The sequence below is a fragment of the Bradyrhizobium sp. LLZ17 genome (assembly GCF_041200145.1).
Lineage (GTDB): Bacteria > Pseudomonadota > Alphaproteobacteria > Rhizobiales > Xanthobacteraceae > Bradyrhizobium.
The window spans coordinates 6,839,025-6,855,709 of the sequence record NZ_CP165734.1; the positions used below are offsets into that span (position 1 = coordinate 6,839,025).

11 protein-coding genes, 1 other RNA gene and 3 pseudogenes are annotated in these 16,685 nt (G+C 65.5%); 13 read left to right on the forward strand and 2 right to left on the reverse strand.

The window, feature by feature from the left end; translation table 11 throughout:
- Positions 1-64: 64 nt before the first annotated feature.
- Together AB8Z38_RS32805 and AB8Z38_RS32810 are read left to right on the forward strand one after the other, a co-directional pair.
- A pseudogene (locus AB8Z38_RS32805) lies at positions 65-503 on the forward strand (DUF983 domain-containing protein).
- 66 nt (positions 504-569) lie between these two features.
- The gene (locus AB8Z38_RS32810; RefSeq protein WP_369721721.1) at positions 570-1,283 is read left to right on the forward strand and encodes an alpha/beta fold hydrolase; all 714 of its coding nucleotides are present in this window, start codon (positions 570-572) and stop codon (positions 1,281-1,283) included.
- 230 nt (positions 1,284-1,513) lie between these two features.
- Here the strand turns inward: AB8Z38_RS32810 and rnpB are convergent.
- An RNA gene (rnpB, locus tag AB8Z38_RS32815) (RNase P RNA component class A) lies at positions 1,514-1,994 on the reverse strand.
- 149 nt (positions 1,995-2,143) lie between these two features.
- Between rnpB and AB8Z38_RS32820 the strand changes: the two genes are divergently transcribed.
- Complete coding sequence (locus AB8Z38_RS32820; protein WP_369721722.1) at positions 2,144-2,494, forward strand: YciI family protein; 351 nt, start codon at positions 2,144-2,146, stop codon at positions 2,492-2,494.
- Positions 2,494-3,726: an RNA polymerase sigma factor gene (locus AB8Z38_RS32825; protein WP_369726662.1), complete on the forward strand. Its 1,233-nt coding sequence runs from the start codon at positions 2,494-2,496 to the stop codon at positions 3,724-3,726. The genes AB8Z38_RS32820 and AB8Z38_RS32825 overlap by 1 nt, the downstream gene beginning before the upstream one ends.
- A 118-nt stretch (positions 3,727-3,844) precedes the next feature.
- Here the strand turns inward: AB8Z38_RS32825 and AB8Z38_RS32830 are convergent, their stop codons facing one another.
- The gene (locus AB8Z38_RS32830; RefSeq protein ID WP_369721723.1) at positions 3,845-4,627 is read right to left on the reverse strand and encodes an N-acetylmuramoyl-L-alanine amidase; all 783 of its coding nucleotides are present in this window, start codon (positions 4,625-4,627) and stop codon (positions 3,845-3,847) included.
- A 511-nt stretch (positions 4,628-5,138) separates the two neighbouring features.
- Between AB8Z38_RS32830 and rsmH the strand changes: the two genes are divergently transcribed.
- The 9 genes and pseudogenes from rsmH (at position 5,139) to murG (ending at position 16,613) form a co-directional block, all read left to right on the forward strand.
- Positions 5,139-6,128, forward strand: a complete 990-nt coding sequence (rsmH, locus tag AB8Z38_RS32835; protein WP_369721724.1) for a 16S rRNA (cytosine(1402)-N(4))-methyltransferase RsmH — start codon at positions 5,139-5,141, stop codon at positions 6,126-6,128.
- Positions 6,129-6,131: 3 nt separating this feature from the next.
- Positions 6,132-6,524 (forward strand): hypothetical protein, encoded by a 393-nt coding sequence (locus AB8Z38_RS32840; protein ID WP_369721725.1) that lies wholly within the window; start codon positions 6,132-6,134, stop codon positions 6,522-6,524.
- Positions 6,521-8,263 carry a peptidoglycan D,D-transpeptidase FtsI family protein gene (locus AB8Z38_RS32845; protein ID WP_369721726.1) on the forward strand — a complete coding sequence of 581 codons (1,743 nt, stop codon included), beginning with the start codon at positions 6,521-6,523 and terminating at the stop codon, positions 8,261-8,263. The genes AB8Z38_RS32840 and AB8Z38_RS32845 overlap by 4 nt, the downstream gene beginning before the upstream one ends.
- Before the next feature lie 81 nt (positions 8,264-8,344).
- Positions 8,345-9,817: a UDP-N-acetylmuramoyl-L-alanyl-D-glutamate--2,6-diaminopimelate ligase gene (locus tag AB8Z38_RS32850; protein ID WP_369721727.1), complete on the forward strand. Its 1,473-nt coding sequence runs from the start codon at positions 8,345-8,347 to the stop codon at positions 9,815-9,817.
- Positions 9,814-11,193, forward strand: coding sequence for a UDP-N-acetylmuramoyl-tripeptide--D-alanyl-D-alanine ligase (murF, locus tag AB8Z38_RS32855; RefSeq protein ID WP_369721728.1), 1,380 nt, complete (start codon positions 9,814-9,816; stop codon positions 11,191-11,193). Before AB8Z38_RS32850 ends, murF begins: the two co-directional genes overlap by 4 nt.
- A 174-nt stretch (positions 11,194-11,367) precedes the next feature.
- Entirely contained in the window at positions 11,368-12,471 is a 1,104-nt protein-coding gene (gene mraY / locus AB8Z38_RS32860; protein WP_369721729.1) for a phospho-N-acetylmuramoyl-pentapeptide-transferase, read from the forward strand.
- Positions 12,472-12,609: 138 nt separating this feature from the next.
- Positions 12,610-14,009, forward strand: a pseudogene (gene murD, locus AB8Z38_RS32865) (UDP-N-acetylmuramoyl-L-alanine--D-glutamate ligase).
- 237 nt (positions 14,010-14,246) lie between these two features.
- Entirely contained in the window at positions 14,247-15,398 is a 1,152-nt protein-coding gene (gene ftsW, locus AB8Z38_RS32870) for a putative lipid II flippase FtsW (RefSeq protein WP_369721730.1), read from the forward strand.
- Positions 15,399-15,511: 113 nt separating this feature from the next.
- A pseudogene (gene murG / locus AB8Z38_RS32875) lies at positions 15,512-16,613 on the forward strand (undecaprenyldiphospho-muramoylpentapeptide beta-N-acetylglucosaminyltransferase).
- Positions 16,614-16,685 lie beyond the last annotated feature (72 nt).

Below are 16,685 nucleotides of genomic sequence, written 5' to 3' on the forward strand. Positions count from 1 at the left end.
AGCCGTATCGTTTGAATGTATGGATGCAAGATATTATTGTACGGATCGTGCAAAAGGAAGAGGTGTGGCCATGGCGACGGTCTCTCTGGCAAAGGCGATGTGGCGCGGCTTTCGCGGCAAGTGCCCGAACTGCGGCGAAGGGCACGCGTTCGGCCGCTTCCTGAAGGTGGCCGATAGCTGCGACCATTGCGGCGAGGAGCTGTTTCACCAGCGCGCCGACGACTTTCCCGCCTATCTCGTGATGGTCGTGGTTGGCCACCTCGTGGTGCCGGCGATCCTCGCGGTCGAGACTGCTTATGCGCCGGCCGTCTGGCTGCAGCTTGCGGTGTGGCTCCCGGTGACGCTGTTTGCCTCGCTCGCGCTGCTGCAACCGACCAAGGGCGCGCGCGATCGTCGGGCTGCAATGGCAGATCGGCATGCATGGCTTCGAAGCGAGCAAGCTGCGGCGTGAGGCCGGCCTGCTTGCGCCGGTTCTAGTGAAGGCGCAGACGCGCGCGGCGTAAGCAACGTTTACATCCCGGGCTCGGCCGCTACACTCCATCGCATCAACAAAAGCGATGGAAACGCCGATGACCGCACGCTCGAAGACCTTCCTGCTCTGTCACGGTGCGTGGTCCGGCGGATGGTCCTGGAAGAAGATGCATCCGCTGATGGCGCAGGTCGGGCACCGCCTGGTCACGCCGACCTATACCGGGCTCGGTGAGCGCGCGCATCTCGCAGGTCCAGCGATCGATCTCGATACCCATATCCAGGACATCCTCAACGTCATCAAGTTCGAGGACCTCCGCGACCTCGTGCTGCTCGGCCACAGCTATGGCGGCATGGTCGCCACGGGTGTTGCCGATCGCGCGCGAGAGCGCATCACGCAACTGATTTATCTCGACGCCTTCGTGCCGCGCGACGGCCAGTCGCTGTTTGATCTCAATGAAGGCGGGCGTGAGCCGATGCGCAAGGCAGCAAGCTCGGGTGACGGCTATCGCATTCCGCCGAACCCGCCGCCGCCGGATACGCCGCAAGCCGATCTCGACTGGCTCAATGCGCGCCGCGTGGCCATGCCGATCAAATGTTTCGAGACGAGACTGAAGCTCGAACACGGCGAGCCGGCGATGCCGCGCAGCTACATCTACTGCAAGCGCATTCCACCGGGCGATGTGTTCGGGCAGTTCGCCAAAAGGACCAAGAACGAAGATGGCTGGCGCTATGTCGAGCTGGAAGCCAGTCATGCGCCGAATGTTACCGCGCCGGAGGCGCTGATGGGCGTGTTGAGCGAGATCGTCGGCTGACTCACAGCCGTCATTCCGGGGCGTGCGCAGCACGAACCCGGAATCCATCAGGCGGCAGAGTCGGTGGACGAATGGATTCCCGGTTCTCGCTTCGCGAGCCCCGGAATGACGGCGGTGGTCTAAAATGGTGAGGGGCCCGGCACGTTAGCGCCGAACCCCTCGTTGCTTCCTTAGCAAGACGCGTTTTCTTCACGCGAACCGGAAAACCACTTCGCGCGAAAACGCTTTAGAGTATCAGCCGGCCTGTAAGCCGGGTTCTGTAGGGCACCGCCTGCTTGCGCCGGCGATACGTGACGGCCATTCCTCTGGGACCATGTTTGCACATGGCCTCGAGCAACCTACCCGGACGGCGGGCCTGACATCGCCCCGCGGCGTTATCGCTTGCGCGATCGGCCCGCATTTGCCGTCCCTATTCGGTTTTGCTCCCGGTGGGGTTTACCATGCCGGCTCCGTTGCCGAAGCCGCGGTGCGCTCTTACCGCACCTTTTCACCCTTACCCGCCTGCGCAGCTTGCGCTGCTTCGGCGTGGCGAGCCCGAGGGCCTGTCACGCCATGGCCCCGAAGGGGCGAAGGCGGGCGGTTCGTTCTCTGTGGCACTTTCCCTGAGGTCACCCTCGCCGGACGTTATCCGGCACCGCATGTCAAGGGAGCCCGGACTTTCCTCCCCGGCGGCCTTTCGGCACTTGCAGGGGCGGCCGTCCGGCCGACTGACGGCTTACGCATGGGCCATTTGTGACGGTTCCGTCAAGCGGAGATCGCCGCGCACGCGGCCTGCAAATAATTTATCCTGAAGATGTCGTCTGGTGTGCACCCCGTTCGACTGGGTGTCGGCGATCCAGCCGAACAACAGGAGCTAAGGAATGCAATATCTGCTGCTGATCTACCGGAACGAAGCGAAACTGAGCAACATGTCCCCCGCCGACCGTCAGGCGGTGTCGGCGGAGTACGGCGTTTATACGCAGTCCATCATCCAGAGTGGCAACTTCAAGGCCGGCGACGGACTTCAGCCGACAACGACGGCGACCACCGTGCGCGTGCGCGAAGGAAAGACCCTGACGACCGACGGCCCATTTGCGGAGACCCGCGAACAGCTCGGCGGCTATTATCTGGTCGAGGCCAAGGATCTCGACACTGCCATTGCCCTGGCTGCGCGGATTCCCGAAGCCAGGGAAGGGTCGATCGAGGTCAGGCCGGTCATGATCTACAAGTGATCTCTCCTGCCGACATCGAAAAGATCTTCCGCGACGAGGCGGGGCGGGCGCTGGCCACGCTGATCCGCCTCGTCGGTGATTTCGATCTTGCCGAAGATGCGCTCCAGGACGCCTTTGCCGTCGCGCTGGAGCGCTGGTCGGCGTGCGAGGTCCCCGACAATCCGCGCGCCTGGCTGGTCAACGTCGCCCGCAACAAGGCAATCGACCGCATTCGCCGCCAGGTTGCGTTTCGCGCCAGGCAGCAGGCGCTGGTGCACGAGCTCGAGCTCAATGCCCAAGGGCCCGACGAGCCGGCGGCGACACTCGACGACGATATGCTGCGGCTGATCTTCACCTGCTGCCATCCGGCGTTCGCGGCCGAAGTCCGGGTCGCGCTCACGCTGCGCACCGTCTGCGGCCTCTCCACAGCGCAGGTGGCGCGCGCGTTCCTCGTCGGCGAGGAGGCGATGGCACAGCGCCTCGTCCGCGCCAAGCAGAAGATCAGGCTCGCCGGCATTCCCTACGAGGTGCCGGAGCATGCCGCGCTGGCGCCGCGGCTCAACGGCGTGCTCGCCGTGATCTATCTCGTCTTCACCGAAGGTTATGTCGCGACCTCAGGCGCGGATTTGATGCGGCCCGATCTCGCGGTCGAGGCGATCAGGCTCGGCCGGTTGCTCGACCGGCTGATGCCGGATCGCGCCGGGATCAAGGGCCTGCTTGCGTTGATGCTGCTGCACGATGCGCGCCGCGCCGGGCGCGAAACGGCTGCGGGCGACATCGTGCTGCTGGAAGAGCAGGACCGTTCGCTGTGGGATCGCGCGCAGATCGAGCAGGGATTGCAGTTGGTGGACGACGCGTTGCGCGTGCCCGGCCGGCCGCAGCCCTATGTGGTGCAGGCGGCGATTGCCGCGCTGCATGCCCGGGCGCCGAGCTTTGAGCAGACCGATTGGCCGCAGATCGCGGGGCTCTACGAAGTGCTGCTGCGTATCAGTCCGTCGCCGGTGATCGAGCTCAACCACGCTGCCGCAGTCTCGATGGTCGACGGTCCTGCGCGCGCGCTCGATCTCGTGGATGCCATCGCGGCACGCGGTCGGCTCGATGGCTACGAGCTGCTGCCGGCGGTGCGCGCGGATTTGTTGCGAAGGCTTGGGCGCAAGGAGGAAGCGCGCGAAGCGTACGCAGCGGCGACCGGGGCGACGCAGTTGGAGCCGCTGCGGAGGCTGTATGCGCGGCGGGTGAGGGAGATGGACTAGCGGCCACATCCTCCGTCATTGCGAGCGCAGCGAAGCAATCCAGTCTGCCTCCTCTGAAACAGTCTGGATTGCTTCGTCGCAAGAGCTCCTCGCAATGACGAGCCTGTGGTTAGCATCGTCACTTTGATGCGACGTTGGTCCCTTCCGCCGGCAGGCTCGCCAGCAGCGCCTGCAAGGTCGACAGCGTCGAGTGATCGGCGACACCGTCGAGTCGCGCCGGGCGGAAATGGCGCTGGAAGGCGGTGACGACTTCCATCGTCGATGCGTCGTATTTGCCGGTCAGCGGCACGCCATAGCCATATCGGGCGAGTGCCTGCTGCAGGCTCAGCACCTCGTCGCTGATGGTGCCGAGCATCAGGCTCTCGCCGCGCACCACGGGTGCGGGCGTGACCCAATGACCGACGCCGGAATTGGCCAGCGAATGCCACGGAAATTTTTCGCCGGGGTCCTTCTTGCGCGCGGGCGCCACGTCGGAATGACCGAGCACCCGCTGCGCCGACACTTTTCGGCGAAGCATGATGCCGCGGCAAAGCGCGATCACGGCCGCGATCTGGCGCAGCGGGTACTCGGGATAGCCCCAATCGTGGCCGCGATTGACGATCTCTATCCCGATCGAGCAGGAGTTGATGTCGTCCTCGCCGGCCCAGGACGAGACGCCGGCATGCCAGGCGCGCCTGGCTTCCGGTACGCATTGCACGATGCGGCCGTCCTCGAGCACGACGTAATGCGCCGACACTTCGGTCCCTGCCGTGCACAGACGCGCCAGCGCGCCCTCGACATCGGGCATGCCGGTGTAGTGCAGCACGATCATGTCGGGCTGCCGTCCCTTGTTGCGCTCGCCGTGATTGGGCGAGGGGATGATGTCGGAGACGATCGAGGAATCCGGCTCGAACGTCCGCATGTTCGCCGCGGCCTTGGGAACCGGGAGAACGCGCTGACGCTTCGAGTCAGTTCCAGACGGCGTGGACGGACCGGACGGCATAAACAGCTCAAGTCGGACAGGGGAGTGGGCCAAGCCCTTCTCTTTACTATTCCTTTACCGTCCGCTTCGCGCAATCGCGCGGTGCGGTTAACGGGTGCATTTTGGGCTTAGTGTGTGGATGACGCATCACCGTCCCTTCACCTTTTCGACTTGTAACCGAGCGATCAACGCTTTCTTAACGCTAAGGGCCGTTACTAAGAGGTGAAGAGCCGACCCGCGTCCGGAGGCGGCCAAAGCGTTCTTGGCTCGAAATTCCATGGCTGCCCGACAAATTCCACTGGGAACACCGGGCGTGCCACCTGGGACGACCGGGCTCGGCAAGCATGCTGGACAGAGGTTGGGTCGTGGAACCGCCGCGACGCGGAATCATTCGAGGCGTGATGGGCTTTCTCGCCCCCGATATCATCCGGTCGTTCGGCAGGCACGGCGCATGAGTTCCGTGCCCCACATTCCCGTGCTTGGCCGCGAGGCGATCGATCATCTCGCGCCGCGCGAGGGCGGCATCTATGTTGATGCGACGTTCGGCGCCGGTGGTTATAGCCGAGCGATACTCGACGTGCCGGGAACCCGCCTGATCGCGATCGATCGCGATCGCACGGCGATCGCCGGTGGCGCCGAGCTGGTCGAGCGTTCCGCCGGCCGGCTGACGCTGGTCGAGGACCGTTTCTCGAATCTCGCCGAGGTCTGCGCGACCCAAGGCATCGACGCCGTCGATGGCGTGGTGATGGACGTCGGCGTCTCCTCGATGCAGCTCGACCAGGCCGGCCGCGGCTTCTCGTTCCGCCTCGACGGGCCGCTCGACATGCGGATGGGGCAGGCGGGGCCGACCGCGGCTGACATCGTCGCCCGCGCCTCGGAAAGCGATCTCGCCGACATCATCTATCTCTTCGGCGAGGAGCGGCATTCGCGACGCGTGGCCCGCGCCATTGTGGCGGACCGGCAGGAGACTCCCTTCACGACGACGCGGTCCCTCGCCGATCTCGTCGGCAGGGTGGTTCGCTCCAAGCCGGGGGACATTCATCCGGCGACCCGGACGTTCCAGGCCCTGCGCATCTTCGTCAATGAAGAGCTCGAGGAGCTTCAGACCGCGCTTGCGGCGGCCGAGCGCGTGCTCAGGCCGGGCGGCCGTCTCGTGGTCGTCTCGTTTCATTCGCTGGAAGACCGCATCGTCAAGAATTTCCTTAGCCTGCGCTCAAAGACCGGCGGCGGCTCGCGGCATCTGCCGGAAATGGCGCAGGCGGCGCCGAGCTTCGAGCTGTTGACGCGGCGGCCGGTCGTCGCCGGCGAGGAGGAAATCGCGCACAATCCGCGCGCCCGTTCCGCAAAGCTGCGCGCCGCCGAACGCACCTCGGCGCCGGCGCATGAGGACAGCGAGCCGTCCTCCTGGCCAAAACTCTCCGACGTCATGAGGGGTGGCTAGCGCATGCGCATCATCCACCTCCTCGTCATCGGCGCGCTGATCTTCGCGGCGGCCTATGTCTACCGGATCAAGATGGACTCCACCGCCCGCACCGAGAAGGTGCTGCGGCTGCATGCGGAAATCCGCGAGCAGCGCGACGCAATCGCGTCGCTGCGTTCCGACTGGGCCAAGCTCGACGCGCCGTTACGCTTGCAAGGCCTCGCCGAGCGGCATCTGCCGCTCAAGCCGATCAACGCCACGCAATATGACTCATTGAAGAACCTGCCCGAGCGGCCGCCGCGCTTGTTCAGGCCGGGCGAGCCCGATCCGATCGGGTCCATGATCAGCACCATCGAAGCCGCGAGCGATCCGGATACGGTGACGGGCTCCGTGCCTCATCCCGAGGACAAGCAATGAGTCCCGCGACCCCTGCGAAACCCGTTGAACCCTGGCGGCAGCGATTGATCCGCAGCCTGCTCTACGGGCGCAATGTCGATCGCGCCGCGAAGGCGCGGGCACGCGTCGGGCTCGCAATACTCGCCTTTGCGGTGGTCTACCTCCTGATCGGCAGCCGGCTCGTGATGTTCGCGATCGGCGCCGACGCCCACAGTGCGCGGCGCGCTGCGGCGCAGGAGGTGGTTGCGACCGCGCGGCCCGACATCGTCGACCGCAACGGCGCGATCCTCGCGACCGACGTCAAGGCGTCGAGCCTGTTCGGCGAGCCGCGCCGTATCATCGACAAGGACGAGGCGATCGAGCTTCTGACCGCGACCGTGCCCGACCTCGACGAGGCCGAGGTGCGCGAGCGCCTGTCGTCGCGCAAGGGTTTCGTCTGGCTGAAGCGCGAGATCACGGCGAAGCAGCAGCAGGACATCCACAAGCTCGGCATTCCCGGCATCGGCTTCCTGCGCGAGAACAAGCGCGTCTATCCGAGCGGCAACGAGGTCGCCCACCTCATCGGTCTGGTCAACATCGACAACCAGGGCATCGCCGGCATGGAGAAGTGGCTCGACAATCAAGGGCTCGCCGATCTCCACCGCGCGGGCTTCGCCACCGACCGCCTGCAAAAGCCGATCGAGCTGTCGGTCGATCTGCGCGTCGAGCACGCGCTGCGCGACGAGCTGTTGAAGGCCAAGGCGAAGTTCCACTCCAAGGCCGCGTCCGGCCTTGTCACCAACGTCAACACCGGCGAGATCGTGGCGATGGTGTCGGTGCCGGATTTCGACCCGAACAATCCGAAAGAAGCCCACGATCCCGATCGCATCAACCGCCTGACCACGGGCGTCTACGAGATGGGTTCGACCTTCAAGGCCTTCACGCTGGCGATGGCGCTCGATACCGGCAAGTACGGTCTCGACTCGATGTGGGACGCACGAGGGGCGCTGCACTACGGCAAATTCGCTATCCATGACGATGAGCCCAAGGGCCGCTTCCTCTCCATGAAGGAGGTTTTCACCTTCTCCTCCAACGTCGGTGCGGCGCGGATTGCCCTTGCGCAGGGCGTCGAAGCGCACAAGGCATTTCTGCGCAAGATGGGGCAGCTCGATCGGCTGCGCACCGAACTGCCGGAGAGTGCCTCGCCGATCCTGCCGCGGCGCTGGAGTGAGCTGAACACCATCACCATCGCGTTCGGCCACGGCATGGCGGTTGCGCCGTTGCAGGCGGTGATGGGCGTCAGCGCGCTTGCGAACGGCGGTCTTCTGATTCCGCCGACCTTCCTCAAACGCTCGGAGGAGGAAGCACGGGCCATCGCCAAGCGCGTGATCAAGCCTGAGACCTCGGAAAAGATGCGCTTCCTGATGCGGCTCAACGCCGAAATCGGCACCGCGCGCAAGGCCGACGTGAAGGGTTACTACATCGGTGGCAAGACGGGGACCGCAGAGAAGGTCGTCAATGGCCGTTATGCCAAGAAGCGCGTGCTGACCGCCTTCACCGCGATCCTTCCGGCGGACAAGCCGCGTTATCAGCTCCTGATCATGCTCGACGAGCCGCAGCCGCTGAAGGAGACCTACGGCTTCATCACCTCGGGCTGGAACGCCGTGCCCACGGCCGGCAATGTCATTGCCCGCATTGGACCGCTTTTGGGCATCGAACCCCGCTTCGACCTGCCGCCGTCCGACCGCCTTATTCTTGCGGCATCGAGAACAACTCAGTAATCAACGGGGAAGCCATTGCCGCCGTTGAGTCGGGGTTTCCCGAAGATTGGGCCTCCACCACGGCGTCTCGACTGGAAGACCATGAAGCTGCGCGACCTCTTAGGTCAGGATGTCCTGGGCAATGATGCCGCAATCGAGCCCGCCGTTGCGGCGGTCGACGTGACGGGGCTTGCCCTCGACAGCCGTGCGGTCAAGCCGGGGGATTTGTTCTTTGCGCTCGCGGGCAGCAAGACCGACGGTGCACGCTTCGTCGATGCTGCCATCGCCGCAGGTGCGGCGGCGGTCGTCGGCGATCATGCGCCAGCCGGTTGCAAGGTGCCCTTCATCACCATTGCCAATCCGCGCCGCGCGCTGGCGCTGGCCGCGGCCAAATTCTTCCCCGCCCAACCTGCGACGATAGCCGCGGTCACCGGCACCAGCGGCAAAACGTCGGTCGCCGCGTTCACGCGCCAGATCTGGGAGCGGCTCGGGCATGCCTCGGCCAGCATCGGCACCATCGGCCTGGTCTCGCCGAAGCGGACGGTCTATGGCTCGCTGACGACGCCGGATCCGATCGCGCTGCATCGGCAGCTCGACCAGATCGCCCACGACGGCGTCACGCATCTTGCGTTCGAGGCGTCCTCGCACGGGCTCGATCAATATCGCCTCGACGGCGTGCGCGTCTCGGCCGGCGGCTTCACCAATCTCTCGCGCGACCACATGGATTACCATCCGACCGTCGCGCACTATCTTGCAGCGAAACTGCGGCTGTTCCGGGAGCTGGTCGCGCCGGGCGGCGCGGCCGTGATCTCGGCCGATCATGATTGCTCGGCCGAAGCGATCGATGCGGCGAAGGCCCGCGGCCTGCGTGTGATGGCGGTCGGCCGCAACGGCGATGGCGCCGGCGAGGGCATCCGCCTCACCGAAGCCGAGGTCGATGGTTTTTCGCAAAAGCTTGCACTGGAGCATCGCGGCAAACGTCATGCGATCCGGCTGCCGCTGGTCGGCGAATTCCAGATCGAGAACGCGCTGGTGTCGGCCGGGCTTGCCATCGGCACCGGCAGCGATGCGGCCATTGTGTTCGCGAGCCTCGAACATCTCGAAGGCGCCAAGGGGCGCCTGGAGCGTGTCGGCGAGCGCAACGGCGCGCCGATCTTCGTCGACTACGCGCACAAGCCCGATGCGCTGGCCAAGGCATTGCAGGCGTTGCGGCCTTACGCCAAGCGCAGGCTGGTCGTCGTGTTCGGCGCCGGCGGAGATCGTGATGCCGGCAAGCGGCCGATCATGGGCGAGATCGCGGCGGACAATGCCGATCGTGTCATCGTCACCGACGACAATCCGCGCAGCGAGAAGCCGGAAGCCATTCGCGCCGCCATTCTCGCGACCGCCAAGGGCGCCCGAGAGATCGGCGACCGTGCCGCCGCGATCCGCACGGCGATCGAGGAACTGGAAGACGGCGATGCACTGCTTGTCGCCGGCAAGGGCCACGAGACCGGGCAGATCGTCGGCGGCGAGGTGCTGCCCTTCAGTGATCACGAGGCGGTCGCCGCCGCATTAGCGTCGAGGGTCGCATGAACGCGCCGATATGGACCGTGGCCGAAGTCGCACGCGCGCTGGGCGCTGCGGGTTCGTTTCCGGTCACGCCGATCGACTTCGTCACCCAGGACAGCCGGCTGGTGAAGCCGGGCAGTCTGTTCGTCGCACTGAGCGGCACCCCGAGCGGCGGCTTCATCTCCGCCTTCGCCAGCGCGCGAGACGGCTGGGAGTTCGCGGACAAGGCGGAAGCCTCCGGCGCGGTGGCAATGATCGTGCCGCACGAGATCGCGGGCATCCGCATTCCCCAGATCGTCGTCAAGGATACGCTGATCGATGGCTTGTGGGGTCTCGCGCGCGCTGCACGCGCGCGCTTCAACGGACCTGTGATCGGCCTCACCGGCAGCGCCGGCAAGACCAGCACCAAGGAATTCCTCGCTGCCTATCCCGGCGCCTATGCGAGCCCGTCGAGCTTCAACAATTTCTGGGGCGTGCCGCTGACGCTGTGCAATGCCAGGCCCGATGCCAGTCTCTGGGTTGTCGAAATGGGCATGAACCAGCGAGGCGAGATCGCGCGGCTCAGCGACTTGACGCGGCCGACGGTCGCGCTGGTGGTCAACGTCCAGCCCGTGCATCTGGAAAAGCTCGGTTCGCTCGACGCGATCCGCCGCGAGAAGGTGTCGATTGCGCTCGGTCTGCGGTCGGATGGTGTGCTGGTACTGCCGGCCGGGATCAAGGCACCCGACTGGAAGGGCAAGGTGGTCCGTTTCGGCGAGAGCGCCGAAGTGCACGAGATCACGCACGCGCCGCACGGCGAGAGCTGGCAGGTGGTCGCCGCGATCGGCAAGACGGAAATCGCGTTCAGCCTGACCCCGGGGGCGCCGCACCGGGTGCAGAATGCGCTGGCTGCGCTCGCCTCGATCTATGCCGCGAAGCTCGATGCGGCGACGCTCGCGATCAAGTTCGATCGGGTCGGCATCATGACCGGCCGAGGAGTCGAGCAGGCGGTCGGCGGCGTCACCGTGATCGACGACAGCTTCAACGGCAATCCGGCCAGCGTGGCTGCTGCGCTGCAAAGCCTCCAGGCGCGACACATGAGCGGTGGCCGCCGCATTGCGGTGCTCGGCGACATGCTCGAGCTGGGCGACGACGCGCCCGGCTATCACACCGGCATGGCCGCGCATCTTGCCGGTATCGACGGCGTCTATTGCGTCGGTCCCCTGATGCGCCACCTCTACGACGTGCTTCCCGCCGGCAAAGGCCTCGGCTGGCACGACGATCCCGCCACGCTGAAGCCGAACGATGTTGCGTCGCTCCTGAAGGCAGGCGATGTCGTGGTTGTCAAGGGCAGCAAGAAGATGTTCTGGGTCAACAAGTTTGTGCCTGCCCTAGTGGCCGCCTTGCAGGCAAAGGCGTAAACTGCTTGGAAGCGCTGTTCCCATTCCCAGCTTGTTGCGGAGCGACGCTAGCAGGTTTCTTGTGGTGAAGTTTGCTAGAGGTCGCCCGCCCCATGATGAAGACCAGCCAATGCGCGCGAGGCGAGTCTGCGTCTGAAGAAGCCCGCGTGCGAAAGGCGCCATAGGATCGTCTGAATGTTTTACTGGCTGATCGAACTCTCCAACACATTTCCGGGCTTTGGTGCGATTTGCACCGTCTTGAACGTCTTCCGCTACATCACATTCCGCACCGGCGGCGCCGTCGTCACCGGCGCGCTGTTCGTGTTCCTGTTCGGGCCCTGGATCATCGATCATCTGCGCATCCGCCAGGGCAAGGGCCAGCCGATCCGGGCCGACGGCCCGCAATCGCATCTCAGCAAGAAAGGCACGCCCACCATGGGTGGGCTGATGATCCTGTCCGGCCTCACGGTCGGCACGGTGCTATGGGCCAATCCGCTCAACCCGTATGTCTGGATCGTGCTCGCGGTGACGCTCGGCTTCGGCTTCGTCGGCTTCTATGACGATTACCTCAAGGTGACGAAACAGACCACGACCGGGTTCGGCGGCAAGCTTCGCCTGCTGATCGAGGGGGTGATCGCGCTGGTCGCCTGCTACGCGTTGGTGCGGCTGAACCGCGATCCCGCCTCGACTGCGCTGACGATTCCCTTCTTTAAGGACACGGTCCTGCATTTCGGCTGGTTCTTCGTCGTCTTCGGCGCCTTCGTCATCGTCGGCGCCGGCAACGCGGTGAACCTCACCGACGGCCTCGACGGCTTGGCAATCGTCCCCGTGATGATCGCGACCGCGAGCTTTGCCATGATCGCCTATCTTGCCGGCAACGCGGTGTTCGCCGATTACCTCCAGATCAAATATGTCGCGGGCACCGGCGAACTCGCGGTGCTCTGCGGCGCGCTATTGGGAGCGGGCCTCGGTTTCCTCTGGTTCAACGCGCCGCCGGCCTCGATCTTCATGGGCGACACCGGCTCGCTTGCGCTCGGCGGCATGCTGGGTGCGATTGCGGTCGCGGTGAAGCACGAGATCGTGCTCGCGGTGATCGGCGGATTGTTCGTGTTGGAGGCGGTCTCGGTCATCGTGCAGGTGGTGTCGTTCAAGCTCACGGGAAAGCGCATCTTCCGCATGGCGCCGATCCACCACCATTTCGAGCAACTCGGCTGGACCGAGCCGCAGATCGTGATCCGGTTCTGGATCATCTCGGTCATGCTGGCGCTCGCCGGGCTGTCGACGTTGAAGCTGCGGTGATGATGGTCTCGGTGAATCAAACTTGCCGTCTTTCCGGGGCGACGCGTCAGCGTCGAACCCGGATCTCGAGATTCTCTGGTGCGCAATTGCGCACCATAGTTCTCGCTTCGCGAGCCCCGGAATGACAGAGCCGCCATCATGATCCCCGTCACCTCCTTTGCCGGCAAGACGGTCGCGGTGTTCGGCCTTGGCGGCTCGGGGCTGGCATCCTGCCATGCACTGAAGGCCGGCGGCGCCGAGGTGATCGCCGGTGACGACAGCGCCGAGAATGTCGCCAGGGCCGCCCAGGCCGGGTTCGTCACTGCGGATTTGCGCAACGTCTCCTGGGGGAATTTCGCGGCTCTCGTGCTCGCGCCTGGCGTGCCGCTAACTCATCCTGTGCCGCATTGGAGCGTGCTGAAGGCGCGCGAGGCCGCAATCGAGGTGATCGGCGACATCGAACTGTTCTGCCGCGAGCGGCGGCGGCATGCGCCTGATGCGCCGTTCGTCGCGATCACCGGCACCAATGGCAAGTCGACCACGACGGCGCTGATCGCGCACCTGACCAAGGTCGCCGGCTACGACACCCAGATGGGCGGCAACATCGGCACCGCGATCCTGTCGCTGGAGCGGCCGCGCATGGGCCGCGTCCACGTCATCGAGATGTCGTCCTACCAGATTGACCTCACGCCCTCGCTCGATCCCTCCGTCGGCATTCTGCTCAATGTCAGCGAGGACCACATCGATCGCCACGGCACCATCGCGCATTACGCCGCGGTGAAGGAGCGCCTTGTTGCCGGGGTGCAGGCCGCTGGCACCGCGATCGTCGGCGTCGACGACGGCTTCTGCCGCGATATCGCCGACCGGCTCGACCGCGCGGGCAAGAACGTGGTGCGCATTTCCGTCAAGAACCCGCTGGCGAGCGGCATTTATGTCGAGCACAGCACGATTATGCGCGCCGCGGGCGGCGCGAAGAGCGAGGTCGCGAAGCTCGGCGGCATCGGTTCGTTGCGCGGCCTGCACAATGCGCAGAACGCGGCGTGCGCCGCAGCCGCCGCGCTCGCGATGGGCATCAGCCAGGATGTGCTGCAGGACGGCCTGCGCAGCTTTCCGGGCCTCGCCCACCGCATGGAACAGGTCGGCCGCCGCGCCAACGTGCTGTTCGTCAACGATTCCAAGGGCACCAACGCGGATGCCACTGCACATGCGCTGTCGTCCTTTGCCGACATCTTCTGGATCGCCGGTGGCAAGCCCAAGGCGGGGGGATCACCAGTTTGACCGGCTACTTCCCGCGGATCCGAAAAGCCTACCTGATCGGCGAAGCCGCGCCGGAATTTTCCGCCACGCTGGGCGCCCAGGTCCCGCACGAGATCAGTCAGACGCTCGATGTCGCGGTCGCGCAGGCCGCGCGCGATGCGGAAGCATCAGGCTTGACCGAGCCGGTAGTGCTGTTGTCGCCGGCCTGCGCCTCCTTCGACCAGTATCGGAACTTCGAAATCCGCGGCACCAGGTTCCGCGAGCTGGTGCAGGCGCTGCCGGGTGTGAAGCCGGCGGTGTGAGACGCGCAGTCTCCTCATGCCCGCAGTCATCGCCCGCGAAGGCGGGCGATCCAGTACTCCGTGACAGCTGTGATTCATCGAGAAGCCGCGGCGTACTGGATGCCCCGCCTTCGCGGGGCATGACGAGCATTTGAGGCGGCACTCTCCTTCTATCGCCAAACATCCACTGTTCCTTAACCCTCCGGTAACCAACCTCGGCGACCAATGGACCGACCTCTGTCCGAAAGTCGGCCGCGCATGCTCTCCCGTGAAGAACGCACCCCCTTTACCGAGTGGTGGTGGACCGTCGACAAGCCGCTGCTCGGCGCGATCCTGGTGTTGATGCTGACCGGCGTCATCCTGTCGCTGGCCGCGAGCCCGCCGGTTGCGACCCGCATCGGGCTCGATCCCTTCCACTTCTTCAGCCGCCACGTGCTGTTCCTGTTGCCGTCCTGCATTGTGCTCGTCGGCGTCTCCTTCCTGTCGCCGCGGGCGATCCGGCGTTCGGCGCTGATTATCTTTGCCGTCAGCATCATCCTGATCGTGGTGACGCTGGCTATTGGCCCCGAGGTGAAGGGCTCGCGGCGCTGGATCACGCTGCTCGGCGTCAACATCCAGGCCTCCGAAATCGCCAAGCCGTCGTTTGTCGTCATCGCGGCCTGGCTGTTCGCGGAATCGACCAAGCGCCCGGAGATGCCCGCGACCTCGATGGCGCTGGTGCTGCTGTTGATGCTGGTCTCGCTGCTGATCATGGAGCCGGATTTCGGCCAGACCATGCTGATCCTGATGGTGTGGGGCTCGCTGTTCTTCATCGCGGGCATGCGCATGATCTGGGTGTTCGGCCTCGCGGGCGCCGCCGCCGCGGGCCTGTTCAGCGCCTATCTCTTCGTTCCCCACGTCGCCGGACGCATCAAGCGCTTTATGAACCCGGCCTCCGGCGACACCTTCCAGGTCGATACCGCGATGGAGGCTTTCTACAACGGCGGATGGTTCGGGCTCGGGCCGGGCGAGGGCATCGCGAAACGCAGCCTGCCGGACAGCCACACCGACTTCGTGTTCGCGGTGGCCGCCGAAGAGTTCGGCATCATCCTGTGCCTCGCCATGCTGGCGCTGTTCGCCTTCGTCGTGATCCGCACCCTGTCGCGCGCCTATTCCAATGAGGACATGTTCTCGCGTTTTGCGGCGTCCGGCCTTGCCATCCTGTTCGGGGTGCAGGCCGCGATCAACATGTCGGTCAACCTCCAGCTCATCCCAGCCAAGGGCATGACGCTGCCCTTCATCTCCTATGGCGGCTCCTCGATCGTGTCACTCTCCTACGGCGTCGGCATGATGCTGGCGCTGACCCGGCTGCGACCGCGCACCGAGGTCGAGGCAAGCGGCCACGCTGAGGCGATGCGCAGCTACGCGTAGTTCTTCGTCATTGTGAGCGCAGCGAAGCAATCCACGAATCCTTTCGCGGTGGCAGTCTGGATTGCCTCGCTGCGCTCGCAATGACGGGAGAGACACTGTAAAACTTCCCCAGCATGGACAATTCTCCCTTGATTCTGCTCGCCGCGGGCGGCACCGGCGGCCATTTGTTTCCCGCCGAGGCGCTTGGGGTCGAACTGATCCGGCGCGGCTTTCGCGTGCGCCTCGTCACCGACGAGCGCGCGCTGCGCTATAGCGGTCTGTTCAGCAAGGACATGATCGACGTCGTCGCGAGTGAAACCGCGCGCGGCCGCAATCCGTTGCAGCTCGCCTATGCCGGGCTCACGCTCGCCACCGGCACGCTGTCCGCATACCGCTTGATCAAGCGATTGAAGCCGGTCGCTGTGGTCGGCTTCGGCGGCTATCCGACATTGCCGCCGCTGGTCGCAGCAAAATTGGCTGGCGTGCCCGGGATCATCCACGAGGCCAACGCCGTGCTCGGCCGCGCCAACCGGTTTCTCGCAGGCCGCGTCCGCGCGATCGCAACATCTCTGCCGGGCGTGCTCGACCGCGATCCCGCGCTATCGGGCAAGACCACGACGGTCGGCACGCCGATGCGGCCGGCGGTCCTTGCCGCTGCCGCCATGCCATATGCCGCACCCGAAGTGAATGGTCCGCTGCGCCTGCTCGTCGTCGGCGGCAGCCAGGGCGCACGCATCATGGCCGATGTCGTGCCGGGCGCGATCGAACGGCTCGAGCCCGCGCTGTGGGGCCGGCTGATCCTGACCCAGCAGGTGCGCGACGAGGACATGGCGCGCGTGCGCGCGGTGTACGACAAGCTGAAGATCAATGCCGAGCTCGCGCCGTTCTTCACGGATTTGCCGGCGCGGCTCGCCTCCAACCATCTGGTGGTGTCGCGCTCCGGCGCCGGCACCGTGGCCGAGCTCGCCGCGATCGGCCGGCCCTCGATCCTGGTGCCGCTGCCGGGCTCGATCGACCAGGACCAGTTCGCCAACGCCGGCGTGCTGGCCAAGGTTGACGGCGCGATCTCGCATCCCGCAGCCCGAGTTCTCGTCCGACCGGCTCGCCGCCGAGATCTCCGCCTTCGCCGCCGAACCCGCGCGTCTTGCCGCCATGGCAGGGGCGGCCCGTAGCGCCGGCCGGCTCGATGCGGCGGAGCGGCTGGCTGATCTGGTGGTCAAAGTCGCGGGAATCTGAGCCTAAACGGACCGATTTTCGTATTTTTGCCGTCATGGCCGGGCTTGTCCCGGCCATCCACGTCTTGCATGA